This window comes from Streptomyces sp. NPDC107500 (genome assembly GCF_055582785.1).
This window is the reverse complement of sequence record NZ_JBVJPF010000002.1, coordinates 721,097-742,683: the sequence shown is the minus strand read 5'-3', so window position 1 is coordinate 742,683 and position 21,587 is coordinate 721,097. Positions and strand designations below refer to the sequence as shown.

The following is a 21,587-nucleotide window of genomic DNA, read 5'->3' as shown; positions in this document are numbered from 1 at the left end:
GGCGGGGTCCGCGGACGCGGACGTTGCAATTATGCGAAATCAACCCGTCTTTACGGCCAACCGGGGCGTTTGCCGGGATACCGCGTGCTTCAAGGTACGCCCCGCGTCGCCCGGCCCTCCCGGACCGCCGGAGCGGTGGAGTGGGGGAGCAGGTCGCGGGGGTCGGGCGGGAGGAGCAGCTCCACCTCCGCGGCTTCGCAGAAACGATACGGCCGATGTTCCAGATACGGGCCCAGGTACCTGCGGACCCGGGACATCTCGGCCCGCACCGTCACCGTGCGGGCCGGGTCGCCGAACACGTCCTCGGCCAGGCCGGCGGCGCTGAGACCGCCCCGGTGCACGGCCAGCAGGTACAGCAACTCGGCGTGCCGGGGACTCAGTTCCCGGGTCCACTCGCCCGCTCCGCCCAGCACCCGCACCGACCGGCGGCGCGGCTCTGCGAGGTCCAGCACGATCCGGGTGGCACCCTCCGGCACCGGCCCCTCGGCGGCCCGCACCAGCCAGCCCCCGGCCAGCGGCTCCACGGTGCACGCCCCGATCGCCGGCAGCCACCTCGTCCCCGCCTCGGGCGACTTGGGCAGCGCCACCCGGTCCACGTACGGCATCCCCGTCACCGCCGCCGTCCAGCCGTCCCGGTCCGTCACCAGCGCCCGACCGTCCAGCCGGGCCAGCACCGGCGCGGCCACCGCCCGCAGCCGCTCCAGCGACCGCACGTGCAGCTCGCGCAGCCGGGCCTCGGCCAGCTTGGCCACCGAGTCGACCCAGGCGAGCGTCGCCGGGTGCATCGTCTCCAGCGGCCCGCTCACGTCGACCACGCCGAGCAGCCGGCCACTGCGCGGGTCGGTGATCGGCGCCCCCGCACAGGTCCAGGTCGCCTGGGACCGGACGAAGTGCTCGGAGGCGAAGACCTGTACGGGCCGCCGGGTCACCGCGGGCGTCCCCACGCCGTTGGTGCCGACGACCTCCTCCCGCCAGTCCGCGCCGAGTTCGAACCCCAGTCCGTCGGCCCGGCGCAGCACCGGAGCGCTGCCCTCCCGCCACAGCACCCGGCCGTCCTCGTCGGCGACCACCATGATGTGGTGGGCGACGTCCGCGACCGAGAGCAGCGTCTCCCGCAGCAGCGGCAGCACGTGCCGCAGCGCCGAGGACTCGCGCCGCCGCCGCACCTCCTCCGGCGACAGCAGCCCGGAGCGGACGTCGTGGTCGGGATCGACGCCGCTGCGCAGCACCCGCTCCCAGGACTGCTCGATCACCGGCCTCGGTGCCACCGGGGCCTGTCCGCCGGAGAGCCTGGCGGAGCGGACCTCGCTGAGCATCCGGGCCGCACGCGCCGCGTCGGCGGCGGCGAACTGCGTCACGTCCATCGGCGAGAGCGCCACAGGTCCTCGTCCTCCCGGGAGCCGGATGTCCGTCCCATAGTGACCGCTTGCCCATGCGCGTGAGGACACAGTCCGCACACGACCGGCAGCAAGTTGCAACCCCCTGCAACCCTGGTGGACGACCGGGCGGGTGGCCAGACTTGAACCACGCCGTCCCGAGCGGCGTACGCGGCCGGAACAGGCCCGTGTGGCGGAGGTGGTGCCGTGTCGGCGCAGCACCACCTCCGCACCACCTGGCCGGATCAGGCCCCCGGCCGGGCCCGCTCCACCACCGACGCCAGGTCCAGGGTCGGCGGCAGCGTGCCGAAGGCCGCGCCCCCGTCGCCGCCCAGCCGCGCGGCGCAGAACGCGTCGGCCACCTCCGGCGGCGCGTACCGGACCAGGAGCGAGCCCTGGAGCACCAGTGCCAGCCGCTCCACCAGCCGCCGCGCCCGCCCCTCGGCGTCCGCCAGGTCCGCCAGTTCCGTCAACAGGCCCCGGATCGCCGCGTCCAGCCGGTGATCGGCGCCGCGCGCCAGGCCCACCTCCGTCAGGTACGCGTCCATCGCCAGCGGTTCCCGCCCCAGCGCCCGCAGCACGTCCAGCGCCTGTACGTTGCCGGCGCCCTCCCAGACCGAGTTGAGCGGCGACTCGCGCACCAGCCGGGGCATGCCGGACTCCTCGACGTAGCCGTTGCCGCCCAGGCACTCGGCGGCCTCCACCACCACCGGCGCGCACCGCTTCGTCACCCAGTACTTCGCGGCCGGCACCGCCAGCCGCAGCAGCGCCCGCTCCCGCTCGTCGCCGTCGCCCGCCGCGTCCTGGGCCGCCGCCAGCCGCAGCGCGAGCGTGGTCGCCGCCTCCGACTCGATCGCCAGGTCGGCGAGGACGTTGCGCATCAGCGGCTGGTCGGCCAGCTTCGCGCCGAACGCCTCCCGGTACCCGCAGTGGTGCACCGCCTGCGCCACGGCCTGCCGCATCAGACCCGCCGAGCCCAGCACGCAGTCGACCCGGGTCGCCGCCACCATGTCGATGATGGTGGCCACCCCGCGCCCCTCCTCGCCCACCCGGCGGGCCCAGGTGCCGTCGAACTCGACCTCGGCGGAGGCGTTGGACCGGTTGCCCAGCTTGTCCTTGAGCCGCTGGATCAGGAACACGTTGCGGGTGCCGTCGGCCAGCACGCGCGGCACCAGGAAGCAGGTCGGCCCGCCCGGGGCCCGCGCCAGCACCAGGAAGCCGTCCGACATGGGCGCCGAGCAGAACCACTTGTGCCCGGTCAGCTCGTACGTGCCGTCCTCGGCCAGCGGCCGGGCCGACGTGGTGTTCGCCCGTACGTCGCTGCCGCCCTGCTTCTCGGTCATGCCCATGCCGAACAGGGCGCCGGCCTTCAGCCGGGCCGGCCGCAGCTCACGGTCGTACACCCGCGAGGTCAGCCGCGGCTCCCACTCGGCGGCCAGGTCCGGATCGGCGCGCAGGGCCGGCACGGCGGCGTGCGTCATGGACAGCGGGCAGCAGTTGCCCGCCTCCACCTGGGTCCACATGAGGAAGCCGGCCGCGCGCCGCACGTGCCCGCCCGGCCGGGTCCAGGCCGCGGTCAGACCGGCCGCGACGCCCTTGCCGAGCAGCCGGTGCCAGGCCGGGTGGAAGTCGACCTCGTCGACGCGGTGGCCGTACCGGTCGTGGGTGCGCAGGACCGGCGGGTTCGTGTTGGCCTGCTCGCCCCACTCCTGGGCCTGGAGCGACCCGCAGCTGCGGCCCAGGCCCGACAGCTCGGCCAGCGCCTCCGCGCGCAGCTCCGGTGCCAGGTGCCGCTCGACGGCGGCCGTCAGGGCCCGGTCGCCGGTGAAGACGTCGTGGCCGACCAGCGGCGGCGCCTGATTCGTCACGGTGTGGGTGCTGCCTGCCATGAACGCGAACCTATCGTGCCGGGGACCTGCGCGGAGCCGGCACCGGCCGCTGGGCGTCCGCGGATGAGTGCGACCCCCGGCGGCGGATACCTTTAGGTCGTGCAGCCAGCAAGTGAATCCCCCGAACGGCCCTCCGGCCGGCTTCATCGTGCCCGGGTCCTGTACCGGAACGTCTCCAAACGCAGGACCGCCTGGCTGCTGCTCAAGGACACGGTCAACTCGTGCATGGAGTACCGCATCCTCGGCCTGGCCGCCGAGGCCGCGTTCTTCACGCTGCTGTCGGTGCCGCCCCTGCTGCTGAGCCTCCTGGGACTGCTCGGCTACGTCGACTCCTGGATCGGCGCCGACACCACCGAGAGCCTGCGCAACAACATCCTGGACGCCTCCCGCGCGGTGCTCTCCGAGAAGGGCGTCAAGCAGATCACCGAGCCGATCCTGGACGACGTGATGAAGGGCGGCCGGCCCGACGTCATCTCCATCGGCTTCCTGTTCGCCCTGTGGTCGGGCTCCCGCGCGGTGAACGTCTTCATCGACACCATCACCGTGATGTACGGCCTCGACGGCGTCCGGGGGATCGTCAAGACCCGCCTGATGGCCTTCCTGCTCTTCCTGGTGGCGCTTCTCATCGGGTCGGTCGCGCTGCCGCTGATGGTGGCCGGGCCGGACGCCGTGGTGCGGATCGTGCCCTGGTCGACGACGGTCGTGCAGGTCCTGTACTGGCCGGTCGTGATCCTCCTGTCGGTGGCCTTCCTGACCACGCTGTACCACGTCTCCGTGCCGGTGCGCTCCCCGTGGATCGAGGACGTGCCCGGCGCGCTGGTCGCCCTCGGCATGTGGGTGCTCGGCAGCTTCCTGCTGCGCATCTACCTCACCAGCACCGTCGAGGGCCCCACGATCTACGGTTCGCTGGCCGCGCCGGTCGCCGTGCTGCTGTGGATCGGTGTGTCCGCGTTCGCCGTGCTCGTCGGGGCCGCGGTCAACGCGGCCATCGACCGGGTCTGGCCGGCCGCCGCCACCGCCGCGGCCCGCGAGGCCAACGAGCGGCTGCGCCAGGCCCAGGTCGCCGACTACGTGGCCCGCGCCTCCGCGAACGGAGAGTCGGACCCCGACATGCCCTCGGAGTTCCCGGAACGCTGGTCCCGCTTCCTCCCGCCGGAGGACGTCACGGCCCGCCTGCGCACCCACGCGAAGCACACACCCCCCGCCAACCACGACAAGCCGGAGGCCTCGTGAGCGGCCTCGTCCGCGCGGCATCCGGCGACGTGGGGGCCCGTGAACGCAGCGTGCGAGCCGTCGCCCGAGGCTAGGGGGACCCCGCGTGCGGGCGGAGACCGTGCGGTCCCTCCGCCGCTGGAAAGGCCTGCTCGGTCCAGATGGTCTTGCCGGAGTGGGAGTAGCGGGTGCCCCACCTCTGGACGAGCTGCGCCACGATGAACAGACCGCGCCCACCCTCGTCGTCCGCACTGCTGTGGCGCAGATGCGGGGACGTGTGGCCCCCGTCGGCGACCTCGCACAAGAGGGTGCGGTCCCGGATGAGCCGTACCTGGATCGGTCCTTCGGCGTATCTGACCGCGTTGGTCACCAGTTCGCTGACGACCAGCTCGGTCGTGAAGGACAGTTCCTCAAGGCCCCAGTGGTGCAGTTGCCGGGTGGCAAGGTCCCGGACACGGCCCGCGACGACCGGTTCGGCGGGCAGTTCCCATTCGGCGACCTGCGACGTGTCGAGTTCGCGGGTACGGACGAGCAGCAGGGCGGTGTCGTCTGCCGTCGAGCCGCTCGGCACGAGCTCCGCCACGGCGCGGTCGCACAGATCTTCGAGGGGGGCGTGCCGGTCGCTGAGTACCTGCCCCAGTGTGCCGAGGCCGTGGTCGATGTCATGGTCGCGGGCCTCGACCAGACCGTCGGTGAAGAGGGCCAGCAGGCTGCCCACCGGAAGCTCGATCTCCAAGGACTCGAACGGCAGGCCGCCGAGACCCAGGGGCGGGCCGGCCGGCAGATCCGGAAAGGTCACCCGGCCCTCCGGGTCGACGACCGCCGGTGGCAGGTGCCCGGCCCTCGCCATGACACAGCGTCGCGAGACCGGGTCGTAGACCGCGTACAGGCAGGTCGCCCCCGTGGTCACGTCCGCATGGGCGCTGTCCGGCACATCCGTGCCGCCCCACTGCTCCTCCGCCGGCTGCGCCACCAGATCGTCGAGTCGCGACAGCAGCTCGACCGGGTCCATGTCCATTTGGGCGAACGCGCGTACGGTCGTACGCAGCCGCCCCATGGTGGCGGCTGCCCCCAGGCCGTGACCGACCACGTCCCCGACCACGAGGCCGACCCGGGTCCCGGAGAGCGGAATGACGTCGAACCAGTCACCACCGACTCCTGTCACGTCATCCGTGGGCAGGTAGCGGTAGGCCAGGTCGACGGCTGACGCCTCGGGCAGCTGCTGCGGCAGCAACTGACGTTGCAGCGCCAGGGCGGCGGTGCGCTCACGGGTGAATCGGCGGGCGTTGTCGATGGACACGGCGGTGCGGGCGACCAACTCGTCGGCGAGTGCGACTTCTCCGCCGTCGAAGGTGGCCGACTCCGCGTCGCGCGTGAAGGTGACGAGTCCCAGCAGGCCGTTCCCGGCCCGGAGCGGTACGACCAGGGTCGTGTTGTCGAGCACGAGGCCGCCCGAGGAGAGGCTGCGGTCCTGCGGCGAACCAGCGGCGTACTCCACGGGTGAGCGGGCGGTGTCGGGCTTCTCGACGTCCGCCTCGTCGGCCGAGCGGGCGGACACCCGCACCAGAGGCATGGCCGCGGTGCCGCTGGTGGCCGGCATGTCGCCCTCCAGGACCATTCGCGCGAGGTCGACCGTGACCGTGGAGGCGAATGCCGGTACCGACACCTCGGTGATCTTCTCAGCGGTGACCACCACGTCGAGGGCGGTCCCGATCCCCCGGCCCGCCTCGACGAGCAGCGCCAGTCGCCGCTGCGCCCGGTATCGGTCGGAGATGTCGAACGCGTCCTCGCACACGCCGACGACCTGGCCGTCGGCGTCCTGGAGCCGGTAGTAGGCACAGGACCAGAGGTGCTCCGTGGCCGGATCGCTCGGCGGGCGGCCCTGGAAATGCAGGTCGAGAAAGGGCTCGCCGGTGTCCAGTACGTGACGCATGACCGCGTCGAGCGTGGGCGGATGCCCCTTGGTCACGAATCTTCCGTCGGAGTACAGCTCATCGGCCCGCAGGCCGCGGAACTCGGCGAACGGTCGTCCGATCTCCCGCTCGAAGGCCGTGTTGCACCAGGTCAGACGCAGATCGGCGTCGTAGATGGCCAGGCCGACGGGGGACTGGGTGGCCACTCCGTGCAACAGTGCCAGTCGGGAGTCCCAGAGCCGCAGATCCTTCAGCTCCGTCGCGACGAGGACCCGCACCGCCGTCCCGGCGCCCGGCAGCGGGCACCCGTCGACGGCGACGATCACCTCGGTTCCGTCCCGGTGCCGGGCGGCGCGTACGTCGTTCCCCCGGTAGTGGGGCAGGAGAGGGGGGAGGGAGGGCGTCGGGCCGGACGGCAGGAACGTGGTCAGGGGGCGGCCGACGATCTCCTGCGACGAGTAGCCGAAGAGCCGCTCCGCTCCGAGGCTCCATCCGATGACCGTGTTCTGCGCGTCGGCAACGACCGTGGCCGCCCTGGTGACGTCGAGAGGGCCACGAAAGTCAGCACTCTGGTCCGTTTTCCCTGCGCTCATGGCGCCACACCAGCCCCGTTCGTCCCCTACAGAATCCGCTCTCTCCCGGGCGGGCACAACCGCAGCACCCATGCCCGGGCCGCATGCGCCCGTGTCCGAACCCATGCGGACGCGTCATCCGTCAGGGCGGCAAACCTAGGCCCCGCCGGCCTCCTCCGGGTCCCACGTGCCCGTCGCCGCGCCCTCGCGGACGAAGTCCCCGAAGTCCCTCGGCGTCCGGCCCAGCACCTCCTGGACGCCGTCCGACAGACGGGCGTTGCGGCCGTCGAGCAGCGAGCCGAACAGCTCCACGAGGAACGCGGCCTCCTCCGCCGGCACACCGAAGGCGGCCAGGTTCTCGCCGTACTCCCGCGCCGAGACCGCCCGGTACGTCAGCGCGCGGCCCGTCTCCTTCCCGATCTCCGCGACCGCCTCACCGAAGGTCAGCAGCCGGGGCCCCGAGACCTCCAGTGCCCGCCCGGCGTACCGGTCGCCGCAGGTCAGCGCCGCCACCACCACGTCAGCGACGTCCCGCAGGTCCACGAACGGCTCCGGGACCCCGCCGGCCGGGAAGACCAGCTCCCCGCGCTCGCGCAGTTCCGCGACGAGCGGGCCCTCGCTGAAGTTCTGCGCGAACCACGCGGACCGCACGACCGTCCAGTGCGCCCCCGCCTGCGCCAGCGCCTCCTCGGCGGGCCGCGCCCGCTCCTCGCCCCGCGCCGAGAGCAGCACCAGCCGCCGTACGCCGAGCCCGGCCGCCTCCCGCGCGAACGCGCCGACCGTGTCGGCGGCGTCGGGGGCGCCGACGTCCGCGGGATGGACCAGGTAGGCCGCGTCGGCGCCGCGCAGGACGTCCGCCCAGGTCGACCGGTCCCACCAGTCGAAGCCGGTCGCCCGGGACGCCGCCCGCACGGCGTGCCCGGCCGCCCGCGCCGCCTCGGCCACCCGCCGCCCGGTGCGCCCGGAGGCCCCGGTCACGACGATCGTCGTCTTCTCTCGCCTGCTCGTCTCTGTCATGACCTCAGTCAACTGCCGGGTGCCGCACCTTCCCATCGTCGAACGGCTCGCCCGCATACGTGTGCGTCTACGCTGGGCCGCCATGGACGCACTCGCCGGTCTGCTGGAAGGCCCCCGCGCCCGTGGGGCGTTCATGATCCGTGCCTGTTTCGATCCGCCGTGGGCCGTCCGGGTCGAGGACCGGGCGCCGTTGACGGTGATGCTCGTGGTCCGCGGGGACGCCTGGGTCGTGCCGGACGCGGGGGAGCGGGTGCGGCTGCGGGCCGGTGATCTCGCCGTCGCGCGCGGGCCCGAGCCCTACACCTGCGCCGACGACCCGGCCACCGCCCCGCAGGCGGTGATCCTGCCGGGCGGGGCGTGCAGTTACCCGGACGGGCGGCCCCTCAACGGCTCGATGGACCTCGGCGTACGCGCCTGGGGCGACCGGCCCGACGGCGCGGCGGTGCTGCTGATCGGCAGCTACCTGGTGCGCGGCGAGATCGGCGGGCGGCTCCTCGACGCCCTGCCCCCGCTGCTGTCCCTCACCTCCGACGCCTGGGACAACCCGCTCACCCCCCTGCTCATGACGGAGGTCGCGCGCGACGAACCGGGCCAGGAGGTGGTCCTGGACCGCCTCCTCGACCTGCTGGTCATCGCCGCGCTGCGGGCCTGGTTCGCCGGACCGTCCGGCGAGGCGCCCGCCTGGTACCGGGCCCTGGGCGACCCCGTCGTCGGCCCCGCGCTGCGCCTGCTCCAGGACGACCCCGCGCACCCGTGGACGGTGGCGTCCCTCGCCGCGAAGTCCGGGGTGTCCCGCGCCGCCCTGGCCCGGCGCTTCACCGACCTGGTGGGCGAACCCCCGATGGCGTACCTCACCGGCTGGCGCCTGGCCCTCGCCGCCGACCGGCTGCGCGACAGCGAGGACACCCTCGGCGCGATCGCCCGCCAGGTCGGCTACGGCAGCGCCTTCGCCCTGTCCACCGCCTTCAAACGGGTGTACGGCGTCAGCCCGCAGGAGTACCGGACACCGGCGTAACCTGGCACCCGTGTACGCGGAACGCGCCTCCCGCCTGACCGGCGCCGTGGTGTGGACCAGCACCCCGACCGAGCCGGAGCCGGGACGGGTCCTGCCGGACGGCTGCATGGACCTGCTCTGGCACGACGGCCGGCTCCTGGTCGCCGGACCCGACACCCGCGCCCACCTCACGGAGGGCACCGCGGCCCCCTGGGCGGGCGTCCGCTTCCCGCCCGGCACCGCGCCCGCGCTCCTCGGCGTCCCCGCCCGCGAGCTGCGCGACCGGCGCGTCGACCTCACCGACCTCTGGCCGGCCGCCCGCGCCCGGCAGTTGGCCGCGCGGGTGAACGCGGCCCCCGATCCGGCGAGCGGACTGGAGGAGGCCGCGCTGTCCCGGGCCGCCGAGGCGGAGCCCCCCGACCCGCTGCCGCTCCGGATCGTGGCCGCCCTCGACGCGGGCCGCCCCGTCGCCGCGACCGCCGACGCACTCGGCGTCGGCGCCCGCCTGCTGCACCGGCGCTCCCTGGCCGCCTTCGGCTACGGCCCCAAGACCCTGGCCCGGGTCCTGCGCCTGCAACGCGCCCTCGCCCTGGCCCGCGCCGGCACGCCCCTCGCCGAGACGGCCGCCCGGACCGGCTTCGCGGACCAGGCCCACCTGACGCGTGACGTACGGGAGTTGGCGGGCGTCACTCCGGGTGAGCTGCTCGGTGACCGTCGCTAGCGGGCGAACGGGCGGACGCGCTGGTCCGGTGCGATGTACCGCCGTGTGCGGGCGACGCGAGACGTACGGGAGCCGGCGGGCGTCACCACCGGCGCACTACTCGGCGGCCGCCGCCAGCGGCGCGAACAGGTCCACACCGTGGCCGTCGGGGTCGCCCAGTACGGCGTAGCGCTGGCCCCAGCCGGCGTCCCACGGCTTCTGCTCGCCGTGGCAGCCGGCGGCGGTCAGTTCGGCGTAGAGCGCGTCGACCTCGGCGGGTGTGTCGCACAGCAGGGCGAGCGAATGGCGCCCGCCCCCGGCCGGCGGCTGCCACCCGGGCATGAAGGACTGGACGGACTCCTCGGTGTCGAGCAGCAGCCGGATGCCGCCCGGCAGTTCGGCCTCCGCGTGCGGCTGCCCCTCGCAGCCGTCGGGGAACGCGAAGCCGAGCCGGCGGTAGAAGGCCACGGAGGCGGACATGTCGGAGACGACGAGGCCGATGGCGTTGAATCGTGCGGTCATGACGTCACCGTAGACAGGGCGTGCCGCCCGGGTCTTGAAGAAAACGGACACGAGCCCCTTGGCTCAGGAACTCCTCAAGCGCCTTGCCCCGGACGGGCCGTGGCGTCGACGATGACCGCATGCTCGGACGGAACAAGACACCGGAACTCAACGTCCTCGTCCTGCGCGACGCCGACGTCATCGCCCACGGGATCCGCCAGGCGCTCGCCGCGGCGACGCCCGAGGAACGGCCCGGCCTGGAGGCGGCCGCCGCCGTCGCCGAGCGGGCCGCCGCGGCCTCCGACGCCGAGCTGCGAGCCCGCTGGGTCCACGAACGCCTCGCCGCGGCCGGCCACGAGGGCCCCGTCGACTCCGTGCGGGCCGTCAAGACGCTGCGCGAGGCGGCACCCGGCCTCAGCCTGCTCGCCGCCGTGCAGCTGACCAAGGACGCGGCGGCGCACCGCCCTTGAGGGCGGCCCGCGTCACTGGTCCTGCCGGACCACGCACAGCGCCCAGATGATGAACGCCGACATCGCGATCACCACGATCGACCAGACCGGGTAGTAGGGCAGCGACAGGAAGTTCGCGATGAGGACGAGCGCCGCGATGCCGACGCCGACCACCCGTGCCCACAGCGAGGCGCGGAAGAGGCCGAGCGAGACGAGCACCGCCACGATCCCGAGCGCGAGATGGATCCAGCCCCAGCCGGTGAGGTCGAACCGGAAGACGTACTCGGGCGTCGTGACGAACACGTCGTCCTCGGCGATCGCCATGATGCCCCGGAAGATCCCGAGCAGACCCGAGATCATCAGCATCACGCCCGCGAAGGCCGTGAGCCCGCCGGCCATGGCCCCCCTGGTCGTGTGCGCGCGTGCGCCGTGGGTCGCGGTCATCGTGCCTCCTTCGGTCCGGCCGGCCCGGAGCCGCTGAGCACCAGCTCCTTCGCCCTGCGGAACTCGTCTTCCGTGATGTCGCCGCGGGCGCGGATCTCGGAGAGCCTGGCCAGCTCGTCCACGCTGCCGCTCCGCCCGTGCCCGCTCCCCGCCGTCTTGCGGATGTAGTCGTCGATCTCCTCCTGCCGGGCCCGTACGTGGGCGTGCTCACGGCGGCCCATGCCCCTGCCCCGGGCGATCACGTAGATGAGGACGCCGATGAAGGGGAGGACGATGACGAACACCATCCATCCCGCCTTGGTCCAGCCGCCGAGCTCGTCGTCGCGGAAGATGTCGGTCACGATGCGGAAGAGCAGGATGAACCACATGATCCACAGGAAGAACCAGAGCAGCGACCAGAACACGCTGAGCAGCGGATAGTCGTACGCCAGAAACACCTGTCCGTTCATGACCACAGTGTCGCGACGGCGGGGGCGCGCGGGATCACCCTCCGCGGGTGATCCGGCAGGGCCGTGTCCGGCGGTGTGATGAGGCTGTGGACGAACCGGTGGAGGACCGGGCGGGTCCCGACCCGCTCACCGGGTCGGTGTCCCGGCGGCGTCGGGCGACGGCCGTGGCCCTCGCGCGGGCCGCGGGCGTGACGACGGGTCTGTTCGCCGCCTACTACCTGCTGCCGCTGGACGAGCGCCCCACCGCCGCCACCTGGGCGGCGTTCGTGTGCGGCCTGGTCGCGGTCGTCCTGGTCTTCCTCTGGGAGATCCGGGCCATCCTGCTCTCCCCGCACCCCCGGCTGCGGGCCGCCGAGGCCCTCGCCGCCACCGCCGTGCTGTTCCTGGTGCTGTTCGCCGCGTTCTACTACCTGTTGGAGCGGGCCAGTCCGGGAACCTTCAGCGAGGCGCTGACCAAGACGGACTCGCTGTACTTCACGCTGGCCACGTTCGCCACCGTGGGGTACGGCGACATCGTCGCCCACTCCCAGACGGGCCGGCTGGTGGTGATGATCCAGATGGCCGGCGGCCTGCTCCTGGTGGGTGTGGCCGCGCGGGTGCTGGTGGGCGCCGTGCAGACCGGTCTGCGGCGGCAGGGCAGGGAGCCGCCGCCCGACTGACGCGGGCGCGCATCGCAGGAGGGAGGCGAGGTGATGCGCTACGAGATTCGTGTCGACGGTCATCTGTCGGCAGCGCTGGCCAGGGCCTTCCCCGAGCTGCGGCACGTGGAGATGGACGGCCAGACGGTGCTGTACGGGGCCGTCGTGGACGAGGCGCAGCTGTACGGGCTGCTCGACCGCTGCCAGTCCCTCGGCCTGCGGGTCATGGAGTTGCGTCAGCGTCCGGTGTGAGCCGCCGCGTCACAGCAGGTGCAGTTCCCGCGCGCGGCGCACGGCGTCGGAGCGCCGGTTCACGCACAGCTTGCGGTAGGCGCTCTTGAGGTGGGTCTTGACCGTGTTCACCGAGATGAACAGCTCGGCCCCGATCTCCTCGTACGACATCAGCCGCGCGACCCCGCCCAGCACCTCCCGCTCCCTCGGGCTGAGGTCCGGCACGACCGGTGCCGCGGACGGCGGTGCGGGCGCCGGGGCCAGCAGCGGACGCACCCAGGGGCCGGTGTCGAGCAGCGGGCGCCGCAGCCGCTCGCGCCGCGCCTCCCGCACGGCGTGGCCGACCAGCCTGCGGGCGGCGACGGCGTCCCCGGCGGCATCGGCCGCCCGTGCCCTGAGCAGCGCGGCCCGCACCCGCACGGCCGGACCCGGGTCGCCGCGCGGGGGGAGCGCGTCGAGCCGCCTCAGCGCCGCCTCGGGGAAGCCCGCGGCGAACTGGACGCCCGCGGCCTCCACGGCGCACATCGCGGGCCCCGGCGGAACGCGTCGCAGGAGCGCACAGGCCGCCCCCCGGTCTCCCGCGGCCTGGTGCGCGGCGGCGGTCAGCACGGCGCGGTGCGCCTCCAGCCACGGTGAGACGGTCACCCCGGGCACCGGCCGCCGCAGGGCGTCGAAGGCGGCGCGGGCCCGGCCGCGGGCCAGCAGCAGCCGGGCCGTGGTGGCGGCGCGGGCCCCCGCGCACACCGGGTCCCGCACCGCCTGCTCCCCGCCGCCCGGCACGTCGAGCAACGCCTCGGCGCGATCGAGTTCGTCGCGTTCCACAGCGACTGCCGCGAGCACCACGAGTGCGATGCCCGACCCGGACCGCCCCGGCAGACTGAACCGCCGCCGTACCGCCGTGGCCGCCAGTGCCCTGCTCTCGGCGGCCGAGGGGCGGCCGTCCAGGTAGTCGATCAGGGCGAGGTGGCCGAGCGCGTCCTCGCGGGCCGGTGCCGTCGCCGCCCGTTCGTCGCCGCCCGCCACGGCCGCCAGTTCGGCCCGTGCCTCGTCCAGGCGGCCGGCCCAGAGCAAGGCGCAGCCCACATGGGCCCGCAGAAGGGCGACGACCTCGGGGTGCTCGTCCAGCAGCCCCTCCGGCAGCTCGCCGAGCAGCTGCCCCGCGGTACCGGCCGCCGTCGCCGCCCGCTCCGGCGCACCGGTCAGCCGCGCCGCCAGCGCCTGGAGCAGCGCCCCGCACATCCGGTCGGCCGCGGGGGCGTCCGCCGTCAGACCCCGCTCGGCGTGCCGCAGATGGGCCAGACCACCCTCCAGGTCGGACCGGGCCAGGCCGCGTGCCGCGCGGACCAGCTCCGCGGCCGGGGTGGTGGCCGTGGCGGGCATCCGTGCGAACAGGGCGGAGAGGTCGGCGGACCGCAGCCCGGTGAACAACTGGCCGACGGCGAGGTCGCCGAGCAGCGCTCCGGCCGTGAACTCCCAGTCGTCGGCGGCGGCGCCGTGCCGCAGCGCCTCGGTGAGCCGCCCGTGCCGCCGCAGCCACGCCGCCGCCCGCCGGTGCAGCTCCGCCTCCAGACCGGGCAGCCGCTCACGCAGGTGGGCGCGGAGGATCTCCGCGAACAGCGGGTGCAGCCGGTACGAGACGTCTCCCCGGTACTCGACGAACGCGTTCTGCCGCCGCAGCCCGGCCAGCGCGGATTCGGCGTCGCGGCGCCCGGTCAGCGCGTCCGCCAGCTCGGGCCGGAAGTCGTCGAGCACACTCACCCGGAGCAGCAGGCCCCGGACGCCGGGTCCCTGCCGGTCGAGCACCTCCGCCAGCAGGAAGTCGGCGACCGCGGAGTGGCCCGCCTCGAACTCCTTCAGGTACCGCTCCGGATCCGGACTGTCCCGTGCCGCCAGCGCGCACAGCCGCAGCCCCGCGGCCCAGCCGCGCGTGTGCTCCACCAGCCCGAGCATGGCGGGCCGGGCGAGGCGCAGGCCGTGCAGTTCGAGGAGCGCGGCGGCCTCCTCGGGGGTGAAGGCCAGGTCCGCGTTCCTGACCTCGGTCAGCTGACCGGACGCCCGGTAGCGGTGCAGGGGGAGCCGGGGCTCGTTGCGGGTGACGAGGAAGAGGCGCAGCCCCGGACCCGCGTGGCGCAGGACGAACTCCAGCTGTGCGGCGATCTCCGGATCGGTCACCCGGTCGTACTCGTCCAGCACCACGACCACCGGCCGTTCCCGCTCGCTCAGCGCGCCGGCCAGACGCGAGGGGAACATCGGGTCGACCCGGTCCCCGCAGGCGGGGGCCCCGACCTCCGGGGGCACCGGTTCACCGGCACCGCGCAGTGCCTCCAACAGGTAGGCCCAGAACGTTCCGCCGCCCTGGTGCCCGGCGTCGTTGGTCAGCCAGGCGACGGGCTGCCCCGCCCGGGCCGCCCAGTCGGCGACCAGCAGGGTCTTCCCGGCCCCCGCGGCGCCGCTCACCACCGTCAACGGCGTGTCCAGACCGTCGTCGAGGCGCCGGGACAGCCGCCCGCGCCTCAGGAACGTCGGGGGAAGGGCGGGCACCGCCGTGCGGGTACGCAGAAAGGGGCCCGCCCCGGGCCATTGCCCCGGTGCCGTCGGCCCGCGACCACTCTGCCTCTCCCCGGCCATGGTCAGCACCACCTTCGTCGCCCCGTGAGAAGCGCGCCTGCCCTCTCAGCATCGCAGCGTTCACACGGCGCGGCGCGGCGACGGGAAGGCCGCCCGGCGGGGGAGGGGACCCGCGGCGCGGCACGGTCCGCCGGACGGGCGTCAGGACCTAGGCGGGCAGCGCGCCGCTCTGTTCCGCCTTGCGGTGGCGCGCGCTCAGGCGGGAGCCGGACTCGCGGCGGGCGGCGCGGCGCAGGAGGGGGACGGCGAGGAGGAAGCCGAGCACGGCCCAGGCGGCCAGGACGAGCGCGACCATGGGCAGCTCCCAGGAACCGGCCGCCTCGGCGGCCCGGGCGCTGTCCGGCAGCAGGGCCGAACGCAGGCCCTGCGCCATCCACTTGAGCGGGAAGACCGAGGCCACCTGCTGGACCGGCACGGGCAGCGAGGTCAGCGGGAACACGGCGCCGGAGGTGAACAGCAGCGCCATGGTGGGCAGCATGATCAACGCCAGTGCCTCGCGCGGGTTGGGCAGCACCGCGCCGATGGCCGCCCCCAGCGGTACGACGGCGAGCAGCCCGAGCGTGCTGACCCACAGCAGCGTCACCCAGCCGCCCGGCCCCTGCGGCAGCGGCCCGTCCACCAGCAGCGCGGCGAGTCCCAGCAGCACGGCCAGGGTGGCGACCGTCGTGACGACCACCAGCAGGCACTTGGCCACCAGGTAGGCCGGGATCCCGCCGGGCGTCGCGCGCAGCCGCAGCAAGGCGCCCTCCTCCCGTTCGGTCACCAGCATCTGCGGGAGGCTGATCAGCCCGATCTGGAACATCAGGTAGGCGGCGAAGCCGGCCAGCACCAGGTGGGCCATCGGCGTCCGGGTCCCGGGCACGTCGTCGCCGACGAGTCCGGCGACGACCAGCGCCACCACCACGTTGCCGAGGTGGCCGGACATCTCCTTGGGGTTGCGCAGGAGGTGGCGCAGTTCGATGCCGCCGCGCAGGAACCCGGCCCGCCACGGGGCGCGGACGGCGCGGCGCGGGCCCTGCCGCTCCAGCCGTGTCTCCGTCATGCGGCCCGTGCCTCCCTCTCCGCGATCCCGTCGACACCGTCGGTGCCGGCGTCCGGCCGGTGCACCATGTGCAGATACGTGTCCTCCAGCGTCGGACGCCGGACCTCCAGGTCCGCGATCGGGCCGTCGGCGTCCCGGTGCAGCTCCCACACCAGTCGTGAGGGGTCCTCGGTGCGTTCGCGCCGGGGCGTGCCGTCACCGGCCGTCCAGCGGACCTCGGCCCGCGCTGCGGCCCCGCGGGCCAGCTCCGCGGGGGTGCCGTGGGCCCGGATCCGGCCGCCGACCAGCATGGCGATCCGGTCGGCGAGCCGCTCGGCCTCGACCAGGTCGTGCGTGGTGAGCAGGACGGTCACGCCCTCCTCGCGGGCCAGCCGTTCGACCAGGAGGTGGAACTCGCGGCGGGCCTCCGGGTCGAAGCCGGTGGTCGGCTCGTCCAGGAACAGCAGCTCAGGGCGGCCGACGATGCCGAGCGCCACGTCCAGGCGTCGCCGCTGCCCGCCGGACAGCCGCTCCACCTGCCGCCCGGCCTGCTCGGTGAGGCCGACCAGGTCCAGCAGCTCGGCCGGGTCGCGCGGGTCGGCGTAATAGGTGGCGAAGTGGGTCAGCAGTTCGGCGACCCGCCAGCGGCGGTGGTCGCGCCAGGACTGGAGGACCAGCCCGATCCGCGCCCGCCAGGCGTCGTCGCCCCGCTCCGGGTCGGTGCCCAGTACGCGGACCTCGCCGCCGGAGCGCTGCCGGAAGCCCTCCAGGATCTCGACGGTCGTGGTCTTGCCCGCGCCGTTGGGCCCGAGCAGGGCCAGGACCTCGCCGCGGTGCACGTCCAGGTCGACGCCGTGCAGGATGCCGACGTCGCCGTACGCCATGGTCAGGCCGCGGGCCCGGACCACGGGAGGGGACGCCGCGGTCATCGTGCCGCCTCCGCCGGACGGGAGGTCTGCGGCCCGGCGTTGTCGTCCTGGGGCCCGGCGCCCTGGACGATGGCCCGGAGTGCCGCCACGTGCCCCTCGAAGGCGGTGCGTCCCCGGTCCGTCAGCCGTACCTTGGTGCGCCGCTTGCGGCCGGCACCCTCCTTCCGGATCTCCAGGTACGCGGCCTCCTCCAGGGTGTGCAGCTGCTTGGAGAGCGCGGAGTCGCTGAGCGAGAGGCTGTCGCGGACGAACGCGAAGTCCGCCCACTCGGTGGCGGCGAGCAGGGCGACCACCGACAGCCGGGTGGCGGGGTGGATCAGCTCGTCGAAGCCGCTGGGGACGCTCACCGGCCCGCCTCCGCACCGGCGCCACGGCCGCGCAGCGCGCCGGTCGACCAGCGGTTGGCAGGGCCCACGAACAGCACGAAGACGGCCGCCGCCGCGGTCGCCTGGATCATGCTGCCCGCCAGCGGTTCGAGGGGCTCGGCCAGCCACCCCGTCAGCACCGTCGTCCCGCCGACCAGCACGGCGCCCCCGGCGAACGTGGCGAGGGAACGCCAGTCGTAGCGGGAGTGGTGCAGCCGCACCCGGCTCCGGTTGGTGTGCGTCACGACCATCCACGCCAGCAGCGACAGGTACGCGACGGCGGCGAGCGCGACGCCCCACGGGGGCAGGTCCAGGCCCTGGGCGGCCAGGAAGAGCCACATGAGCGCGGCCGTGCCGTACGTCGCGCGGGGACCCCCGGAGGCGGACCGCTCGACCTCGTCGTACACCCGCTCCTGCGGCACCCGGATGCGCTGGAGGTCCTGCCATGCCTGTTCGGCGTTCACCGGTGTGCCCACGCCCACCGCCTCCCCTTCCACGTCCAGCTTTACTTTCCTGCCGGGAAAGCTACTCTTGACTTTCCCGGCAGGCAAGTCGGGGCGGAGACGGAGGGAAGAGGACCGTGCAGAAGGACCCGCTCATCGTCGAGGACCTGACGCTGCTGATGTTCGACGACGCCTCCGGCGCCATCGCGGGCGCCGGGACGCTGTACTACGCCCAGGGCGGCGCCGTGCTCGTCGAACTGGCCCGGGCCGGACGGCTGCGCGTCGACCGCCGGGACGTGGGCATGGACGGTGTGCGCGTCCACGCCGTCGCCGGGGCCCCGCTCTCCGACCCGGTGCTCCGCGAGGCCCACCGGCAGGTCTCCGCGCGCACCCGCGGCGTCAACACCCTCCTCATCGAGATCGGCACCGGCCTGCGCGAGACGGTCCTCGACCGGCTCGTCGAGCGCGGGATGGTGCGCCGGGAGCGCAGGAAGGTACTGGGCCTGTTCCCCGCGACGTCCCTGTCCGCGGCCGACACCCGGCACAAGGAGGCCCTGCTGGAACGCGTGCGCGCGGTCCTGGTGGACGAGGAGGAGCCCGACGGGCGCACGGCGGCCCTGATCGGCCTGCTCTCCGCGAGCGGAACCCTGCCGAGCCTGCACCGCGTGATCCCCTGGTCGGGCAAGGTCTACCGGCGGGCCAAGAGGCTGGAGCAGGACAGCTGGGGCGCGGAAGCGGTGAACACGGCCGTGCTGCGGACCCTCGCCGCCGTCACCGCGGGCACCGCGGGCACCGCGGCGGCCGTCACCACCGACTGAAGCCGGCCGTGGGTATGCGGCTCACTCCGTGTAGGTGACCACGGTGTCCAGCCCGGCCTGCCGCAGCACCCGGTGGACGGCCGGACGGGCACCCCGGACCGTGAGGCTGGCCGGCTCGTGCGCCCGGGTCACCGCCCGCATCAGCGCGTAGGCGGACGCCAGGTCGATGTTCTCCAGACCGCTCATCTCCAGGGTCCAGTCGCTCGGCTCCCGCAGCCGCGGGTCCATGAGCAGTTCCTCCAGGACCTGGAGCGCGTGCGAGTCGAGGGTGCCGGAGAAGGCCAGCACGGCGTGCCGTCCGCCCGCCTCGGCGAGCCATACGGGCGCGTTCTGAGTGGAGCGATGAGGGTCGAGTGTCACGACGGCCTCCTGCGCAGTCCGGGCGTGCGTGGCTTCCATTGTCCCCCAGCCGGGCCGAAGCGGACGGTCCGGAATAGACACGGCCACGGTGACGCTGTGCCATGAGCGGTACGAGAGTGCGGCGAAGGGCTGGTGGGCGCATGACGGCAGGCCGGACGAAACCCGTGGTCAGCACGGAGTACGGGGCCGTGCGCGGCCGGTACGAGAACGGGGTCGCCGTCTTCCGCGGCATCACCTACGCGGCCCCGCCCTTCGGTCCCCGCCGGTTCCGCCCGCCCGTGGCGCCAGAGCCCTGGGACGGGGTGCGCGACGCCGGCTCCTTCGGCCCCACGGCGCCGAAACCGCCGTACTCCGAGGCCTTCGCCCAGTACCTCTCCGACCCGGCTATCCCCGGCGACGACTGCCTCAACCTCAACGTCTGGACGCCCGAGCCCGGCCCCGGCGCCCGGCTGCCGGTCCTGGTCTGGCTGCACGGCGGCGCCCTGACCAGGGGATCCTCCGCGGTCCCCGTCTACGACGGTGCCACCTTCGCACGGGACGGCGTGGTCTGCGTCTCGGTCAACTACCGACTCGGCGTCGAGGGCTACGGCCTCTTCCCGGACGCCCCCGCCAACGCGGGCCTGCGCGACCAGATCGCCGCCCTGGAGTGGGTGCGGGCGTCCATCGCGGCCTTCGGCGGCGACCCCGACCGCGTCACCGTCGCCGGTCAGTCCGCCGGTGCCATCAGCACCGGCGCCCTGCTCGCCGCGCCCCGGGCCCAGGGGCTGTTCCGCCGCGCGGTGCTCCAGAGCGGCGCGCCCGAGGCCGCCGACCGCGACAAGGTGCGGCGCATGGTCCGCCGGATGGCCGCCCGCCTCCGGATACCCGCCACCGCGGTCGCCTTCGCCGCCGCCGACCGCGCCCAGTTGCTGCGCGCCCAGGCCGAGGTGGGCCGGTTCAGCAGCCCCGTACTGGGCGGCCCCGCCTTCGGCATCGTCGTCGACGGCGACGTGATGCCCCACGACCCGCTCGACGCCCTCGTCGACGGCGACGCGGCCCGGGACGTCGACCTCATGATGGGCTGGACCCGCGACGAATACCGGCTCTGGCTGGTCCCCGGCGGCCTCCTCGAACGCGTCGACCGGCTCGGCGCGGTGGCGCTCGCGGGCGCGCGCGCCCGTTGCCACTGCGGCAACGAGGTCGTACGCGGCTACCGCGCGGCGCGCCCGGACGCCGGTGCCGCCGAGACGGTGGGGCAGCTGGTCACCGACCACCTGCTCCGCGTCCCGCTGCACCGCGTGGCCGACGCGCGGCCCGGATCCTCGTACGTCTACGAGTTCGCCTGGCCGTCCAGCCTGCCCGACCTCGGCGCCTGCCACGCCCTGGAACTGGGCTTCGTCTTCGACTCGGGCGACTCACCGGACTCCCGCAAGCTCGCGGGCGAGGGCGCCCCGCAGGACCTGGCGGACGCGATGCACGGGGCGTGGGTCCGCTTCGCCGAGTCCGGCGACCCGGGCTGGCGCGCCTGGGACGCGACACACCCCGTCCAGGTCTTCGGCGAGGGCGAGCCCTATGTGGCGTACGGGCCGCGTGACGCGGAGTTCGACCTGTGGAAGGCGGACGTCACCATGCGAGGAATGCGGTCCAGGCGCTTGGTGCGACGGTGATGTGCGGGGTGGGGGTGTCGGGGCCGGCGGTGGTCTTGGAGTCGCGGATGTGGATGGCGGTGGGGTGGGTGGCTACCTCGACGCACTGACCGCCTTCGCTCCCGCTGTAGCTCGACTTGACCCACTGAAGTGCGGTGTCGCTGCTCATGCTTCTCCCAGGAGACGGTCCAACAAGTCCCTCGTATCCTCGGTGTTGAGGGCCTGCGTTCGCAGCATCGCATACTTCTGCGTCAGGATTCCCACCCCGTCCGGGTCAGCGATCAGCTGGCTTCCGCGCTGCGTCTCCATGTAGGCGAGCCGCTGGTACTCGGGGGTTTCCAGAAGTACGAAGGGCCCGTCGAGCCCCGCATGCGAGGTGCGGCCCAGCGGAAGGACCTGGAGCGTGATGCCGGGCATGTCCGCGCAGTCGCGTAGCTTCCGCACCTGCTCGGTGTAGACATCGACACCGCCCAACTGGTCTCGCAGTGCGGCCTCCCAGATGACGAAGCTCGTCGTGGGCGGCACCTTGCCGTGCAGGATCTCCTGCCGCTCCAGCCGGGTGGCGACGCGCAGCTCGATCTCGTCCTCGTCGTAGACGGGCACGCGGCTGCGGAAGACCGCCCGTGCGTATCCCTCCGTCTGAAGCTGGCCCGGCACGGCGAGACTGTCGTAGACGGAGATGGCGATGGCCTCGCGCTCCCTGTCCAGGAACTCCTCCGCCCACAACGGAACGAGATCCACCTCGGGCATCTTGCTGAGGGCGATGGACAACGCGCCCTTGGTGTCGAGGAGTTCGTCGAGCTGCTCGGCGAGATCCGGCTTCAGCGGGCGTCGGCCCTGCTCGATCGAGGCGATCTGCTGCTCGCCGATGACGAAACGCTCGCCCAGAGACCTCTGGGTGTGGCCGGCGGCCTGCCGGTAGAGGGCGAGCAGCGCACCCACCATCTTCATCGCGGAGGCATTCCTCCGTGTCGTCGTCCCCATGAGGTCGAACTCCCCACCCACGCCCGTAC

General features: G+C 74.0%; 23 protein-coding genes. 8 read left to right on the top strand and 15 right to left on the bottom strand.

What is annotated here, in order from left to right; genetic code table 11:
- Nucleotides 1-89: 89 nt before the first annotated feature.
- Together ACZ67M_RS09415 and ACZ67M_RS09410 are read right to left on the bottom strand one after the other, a co-directional pair.
- Entirely contained in the window at nt 90-1,379 is a 1,290-nt protein-coding gene (locus ACZ67M_RS09415) for a helix-turn-helix domain-containing protein (RefSeq protein WP_385794148.1), read from the bottom strand.
- Between the two features lie 242 nt (nt 1,380-1,621).
- Nucleotides 1,622-3,265, bottom strand: a complete 1,644-nt coding sequence (locus tag ACZ67M_RS09410) for an acyl-CoA dehydrogenase family protein (protein ID WP_392012220.1) — start codon at nt 3,263-3,265, stop codon at nt 1,622-1,624.
- Between the two features lie 99 nt (nt 3,266-3,364).
- Between ACZ67M_RS09410 and ACZ67M_RS09405 the strand changes: the two genes are divergently transcribed.
- Nucleotides 3,365-4,498 (top strand): YihY/virulence factor BrkB family protein, encoded by a 1,134-nt coding sequence (locus ACZ67M_RS09405; protein ID WP_163016051.1) that lies wholly within the window; start codon nt 3,365-3,367, stop codon nt 4,496-4,498.
- Between the two features lie 70 nt (nt 4,499-4,568).
- On the opposite strand, the gene ACZ67M_RS09400 is transcribed toward ACZ67M_RS09405, so the two are convergent.
- Nucleotides 4,569-6,983: a SpoIIE family protein phosphatase gene (locus tag ACZ67M_RS09400; protein ID WP_469850279.1), complete on the bottom strand. Its 2,415-nt coding sequence runs from the start codon at nt 6,981-6,983 to the stop codon at nt 4,569-4,571.
- Between the two features lie 135 nt (nt 6,984-7,118).
- A complete protein-coding gene (locus ACZ67M_RS09395) occupies nt 7,119-7,979 on the bottom strand; it encodes a Rossmann-fold NAD(P)-binding domain-containing protein (protein WP_392012215.1) in 861 nt (286 codons plus the stop codon).
- 82 nt (nt 7,980-8,061) lie between these two features.
- On the opposite strand from ACZ67M_RS09395, the gene ACZ67M_RS09390 reads away from it, so the two are divergent.
- Nucleotides 8,062-8,994, top strand: coding sequence for an AraC family transcriptional regulator (locus ACZ67M_RS09390; RefSeq protein ID WP_386934972.1), 933 nt, complete (start codon nt 8,062-8,064; stop codon nt 8,992-8,994).
- Between the two features lie 10 nt (nt 8,995-9,004).
- Nucleotides 9,005-9,694, top strand: a complete 690-nt coding sequence (locus ACZ67M_RS09385; protein WP_392012209.1) for a helix-turn-helix domain-containing protein — start codon at nt 9,005-9,007, stop codon at nt 9,692-9,694.
- 96 nt (nt 9,695-9,790) lie between these two features.
- On the opposite strand, the gene ACZ67M_RS09380 is transcribed toward ACZ67M_RS09385, so the two are convergent.
- Complete coding sequence (locus ACZ67M_RS09380; RefSeq protein WP_352155170.1) at nt 9,791-10,195, bottom strand: VOC family protein; 405 nt, start codon at nt 10,193-10,195, stop codon at nt 9,791-9,793.
- A gap of 119 nt (nt 10,196-10,314) precedes the next feature.
- Here ACZ67M_RS09380 and ACZ67M_RS09375 point away from each other — a divergent pair, with 119 nt between their 5' ends.
- Nucleotides 10,315-10,644: a hypothetical protein gene (locus ACZ67M_RS09375; RefSeq protein ID WP_361363945.1), complete on the top strand. Its 330-nt coding sequence runs from the start codon at nt 10,315-10,317 to the stop codon at nt 10,642-10,644.
- A 12-nt stretch (nt 10,645-10,656) separates the two neighbouring features.
- Here ACZ67M_RS09375 and ACZ67M_RS09370 read toward each other — a convergent pair whose 3' ends face one another.
- A complete protein-coding gene (locus ACZ67M_RS09370) occupies nt 10,657-11,067 on the bottom strand; it encodes a DUF7144 family membrane protein (RefSeq protein ID WP_161328463.1) in 411 nt (136 codons plus the stop codon).
- Entirely contained in the window at nt 11,064-11,516 is a 453-nt protein-coding gene (locus ACZ67M_RS09365; RefSeq protein ID WP_122618256.1) for an SHOCT domain-containing protein, read from the bottom strand. The genes ACZ67M_RS09370 and ACZ67M_RS09365 overlap by 4 nt, the downstream gene beginning before the upstream one ends.
- A gap of 86 nt (nt 11,517-11,602) precedes the next feature.
- On the opposite strand from ACZ67M_RS09365, the gene ACZ67M_RS09360 reads away from it, so the two are divergent.
- The gene (locus ACZ67M_RS09360; protein ID WP_469850277.1) at nt 11,603-12,175 is read left to right on the top strand and encodes a potassium channel family protein; all 573 of its coding nucleotides are present in this window, start codon (nt 11,603-11,605) and stop codon (nt 12,173-12,175) included.
- A gap of 33 nt (nt 12,176-12,208) precedes the next feature.
- Nucleotides 12,209-12,406 (top strand): hypothetical protein, encoded by a 198-nt coding sequence (locus ACZ67M_RS09355; RefSeq protein WP_361363942.1) that lies wholly within the window; start codon nt 12,209-12,211, stop codon nt 12,404-12,406.
- A 9-nt stretch (nt 12,407-12,415) separates the two neighbouring features.
- Here the strand turns inward: ACZ67M_RS09355 and ACZ67M_RS09350 are convergent, their stop codons facing one another.
- The 5 genes from ACZ67M_RS09350 to ACZ67M_RS09330 form a co-directional block, all read right to left on the bottom strand.
- Complete coding sequence (locus ACZ67M_RS09350) at nt 12,416-15,013, bottom strand: winged helix-turn-helix domain-containing protein (RefSeq protein WP_469850275.1); 2,598 nt, start codon at nt 15,011-15,013, stop codon at nt 12,416-12,418.
- Nucleotides 15,014-15,161: 148 nt separating this feature from the next.
- Nucleotides 15,162-16,055, bottom strand: coding sequence for an ABC transporter permease (locus ACZ67M_RS09345; RefSeq protein ID WP_469850273.1), 894 nt, complete (start codon nt 16,053-16,055; stop codon nt 15,162-15,164).
- Nucleotides 16,052-16,963 carry an ABC transporter ATP-binding protein gene (locus ACZ67M_RS09340; RefSeq protein ID WP_469850271.1) on the bottom strand — a complete coding sequence of 304 codons (912 nt, stop codon included), beginning with the start codon at nt 16,961-16,963 and terminating at the stop codon, nt 16,052-16,054. Before ACZ67M_RS09340 ends, ACZ67M_RS09345 begins: the two co-directional genes overlap by 4 nt.
- The gene (locus ACZ67M_RS09335; protein WP_467320738.1) at nt 16,960-17,310 is read right to left on the bottom strand and encodes a transcriptional regulator; all 351 of its coding nucleotides are present in this window, start codon (nt 17,308-17,310) and stop codon (nt 16,960-16,962) included. The genes ACZ67M_RS09340 and ACZ67M_RS09335 overlap by 4 nt, the downstream gene beginning before the upstream one ends.
- Nucleotides 17,307-17,804, bottom strand: coding sequence for a hypothetical protein (locus ACZ67M_RS09330; RefSeq protein ID WP_386934960.1), 498 nt, complete (start codon nt 17,802-17,804; stop codon nt 17,307-17,309). Before ACZ67M_RS09330 ends, ACZ67M_RS09335 begins: the two co-directional genes overlap by 4 nt.
- 104 nt (nt 17,805-17,908) lie before the next feature.
- Here ACZ67M_RS09330 and ACZ67M_RS09325 point away from each other — a divergent pair, with 104 nt between their 5' ends.
- Complete coding sequence (locus ACZ67M_RS09325; RefSeq protein WP_469850268.1) at nt 17,909-18,589, top strand: GOLPH3/VPS74 family protein; 681 nt, start codon at nt 17,909-17,911, stop codon at nt 18,587-18,589.
- A gap of 21 nt (nt 18,590-18,610) precedes the next feature.
- On the opposite strand, the gene ACZ67M_RS09320 is transcribed toward ACZ67M_RS09325, so the two are convergent.
- Nucleotides 18,611-18,949, bottom strand: coding sequence for an STAS domain-containing protein (locus tag ACZ67M_RS09320; protein WP_361363924.1), 339 nt, complete (start codon nt 18,947-18,949; stop codon nt 18,611-18,613).
- A 140-nt stretch (nt 18,950-19,089) separates the two neighbouring features.
- Between ACZ67M_RS09320 and ACZ67M_RS09315 the strand changes: the two genes are divergently transcribed.
- Nucleotides 19,090-20,595 (top strand): carboxylesterase/lipase family protein, encoded by a 1,506-nt coding sequence (locus tag ACZ67M_RS09315; RefSeq protein WP_469850265.1) that lies wholly within the window; start codon nt 19,090-19,092, stop codon nt 20,593-20,595.
- Here the strand turns inward: ACZ67M_RS09315 and ACZ67M_RS09310 are convergent.
- Both ACZ67M_RS09310 and ACZ67M_RS09305 read right to left on the bottom strand, forming a co-directional pair.
- Nucleotides 20,552-20,743 (bottom strand): DUF397 domain-containing protein, encoded by a 192-nt coding sequence (locus ACZ67M_RS09310; RefSeq protein WP_467320740.1) that lies wholly within the window; start codon nt 20,741-20,743, stop codon nt 20,552-20,554. The genes ACZ67M_RS09315 and ACZ67M_RS09310 overlap by 44 nt on opposite strands.
- Nucleotides 20,740-21,558, bottom strand: a complete 819-nt coding sequence (locus ACZ67M_RS09305) for a helix-turn-helix domain-containing protein (protein ID WP_469850263.1) — start codon at nt 21,556-21,558, stop codon at nt 20,740-20,742. The genes ACZ67M_RS09310 and ACZ67M_RS09305 overlap by 4 nt, the downstream gene beginning before the upstream one ends.
- Nucleotides 21,559-21,587: the final 29 nt, after the last annotated feature.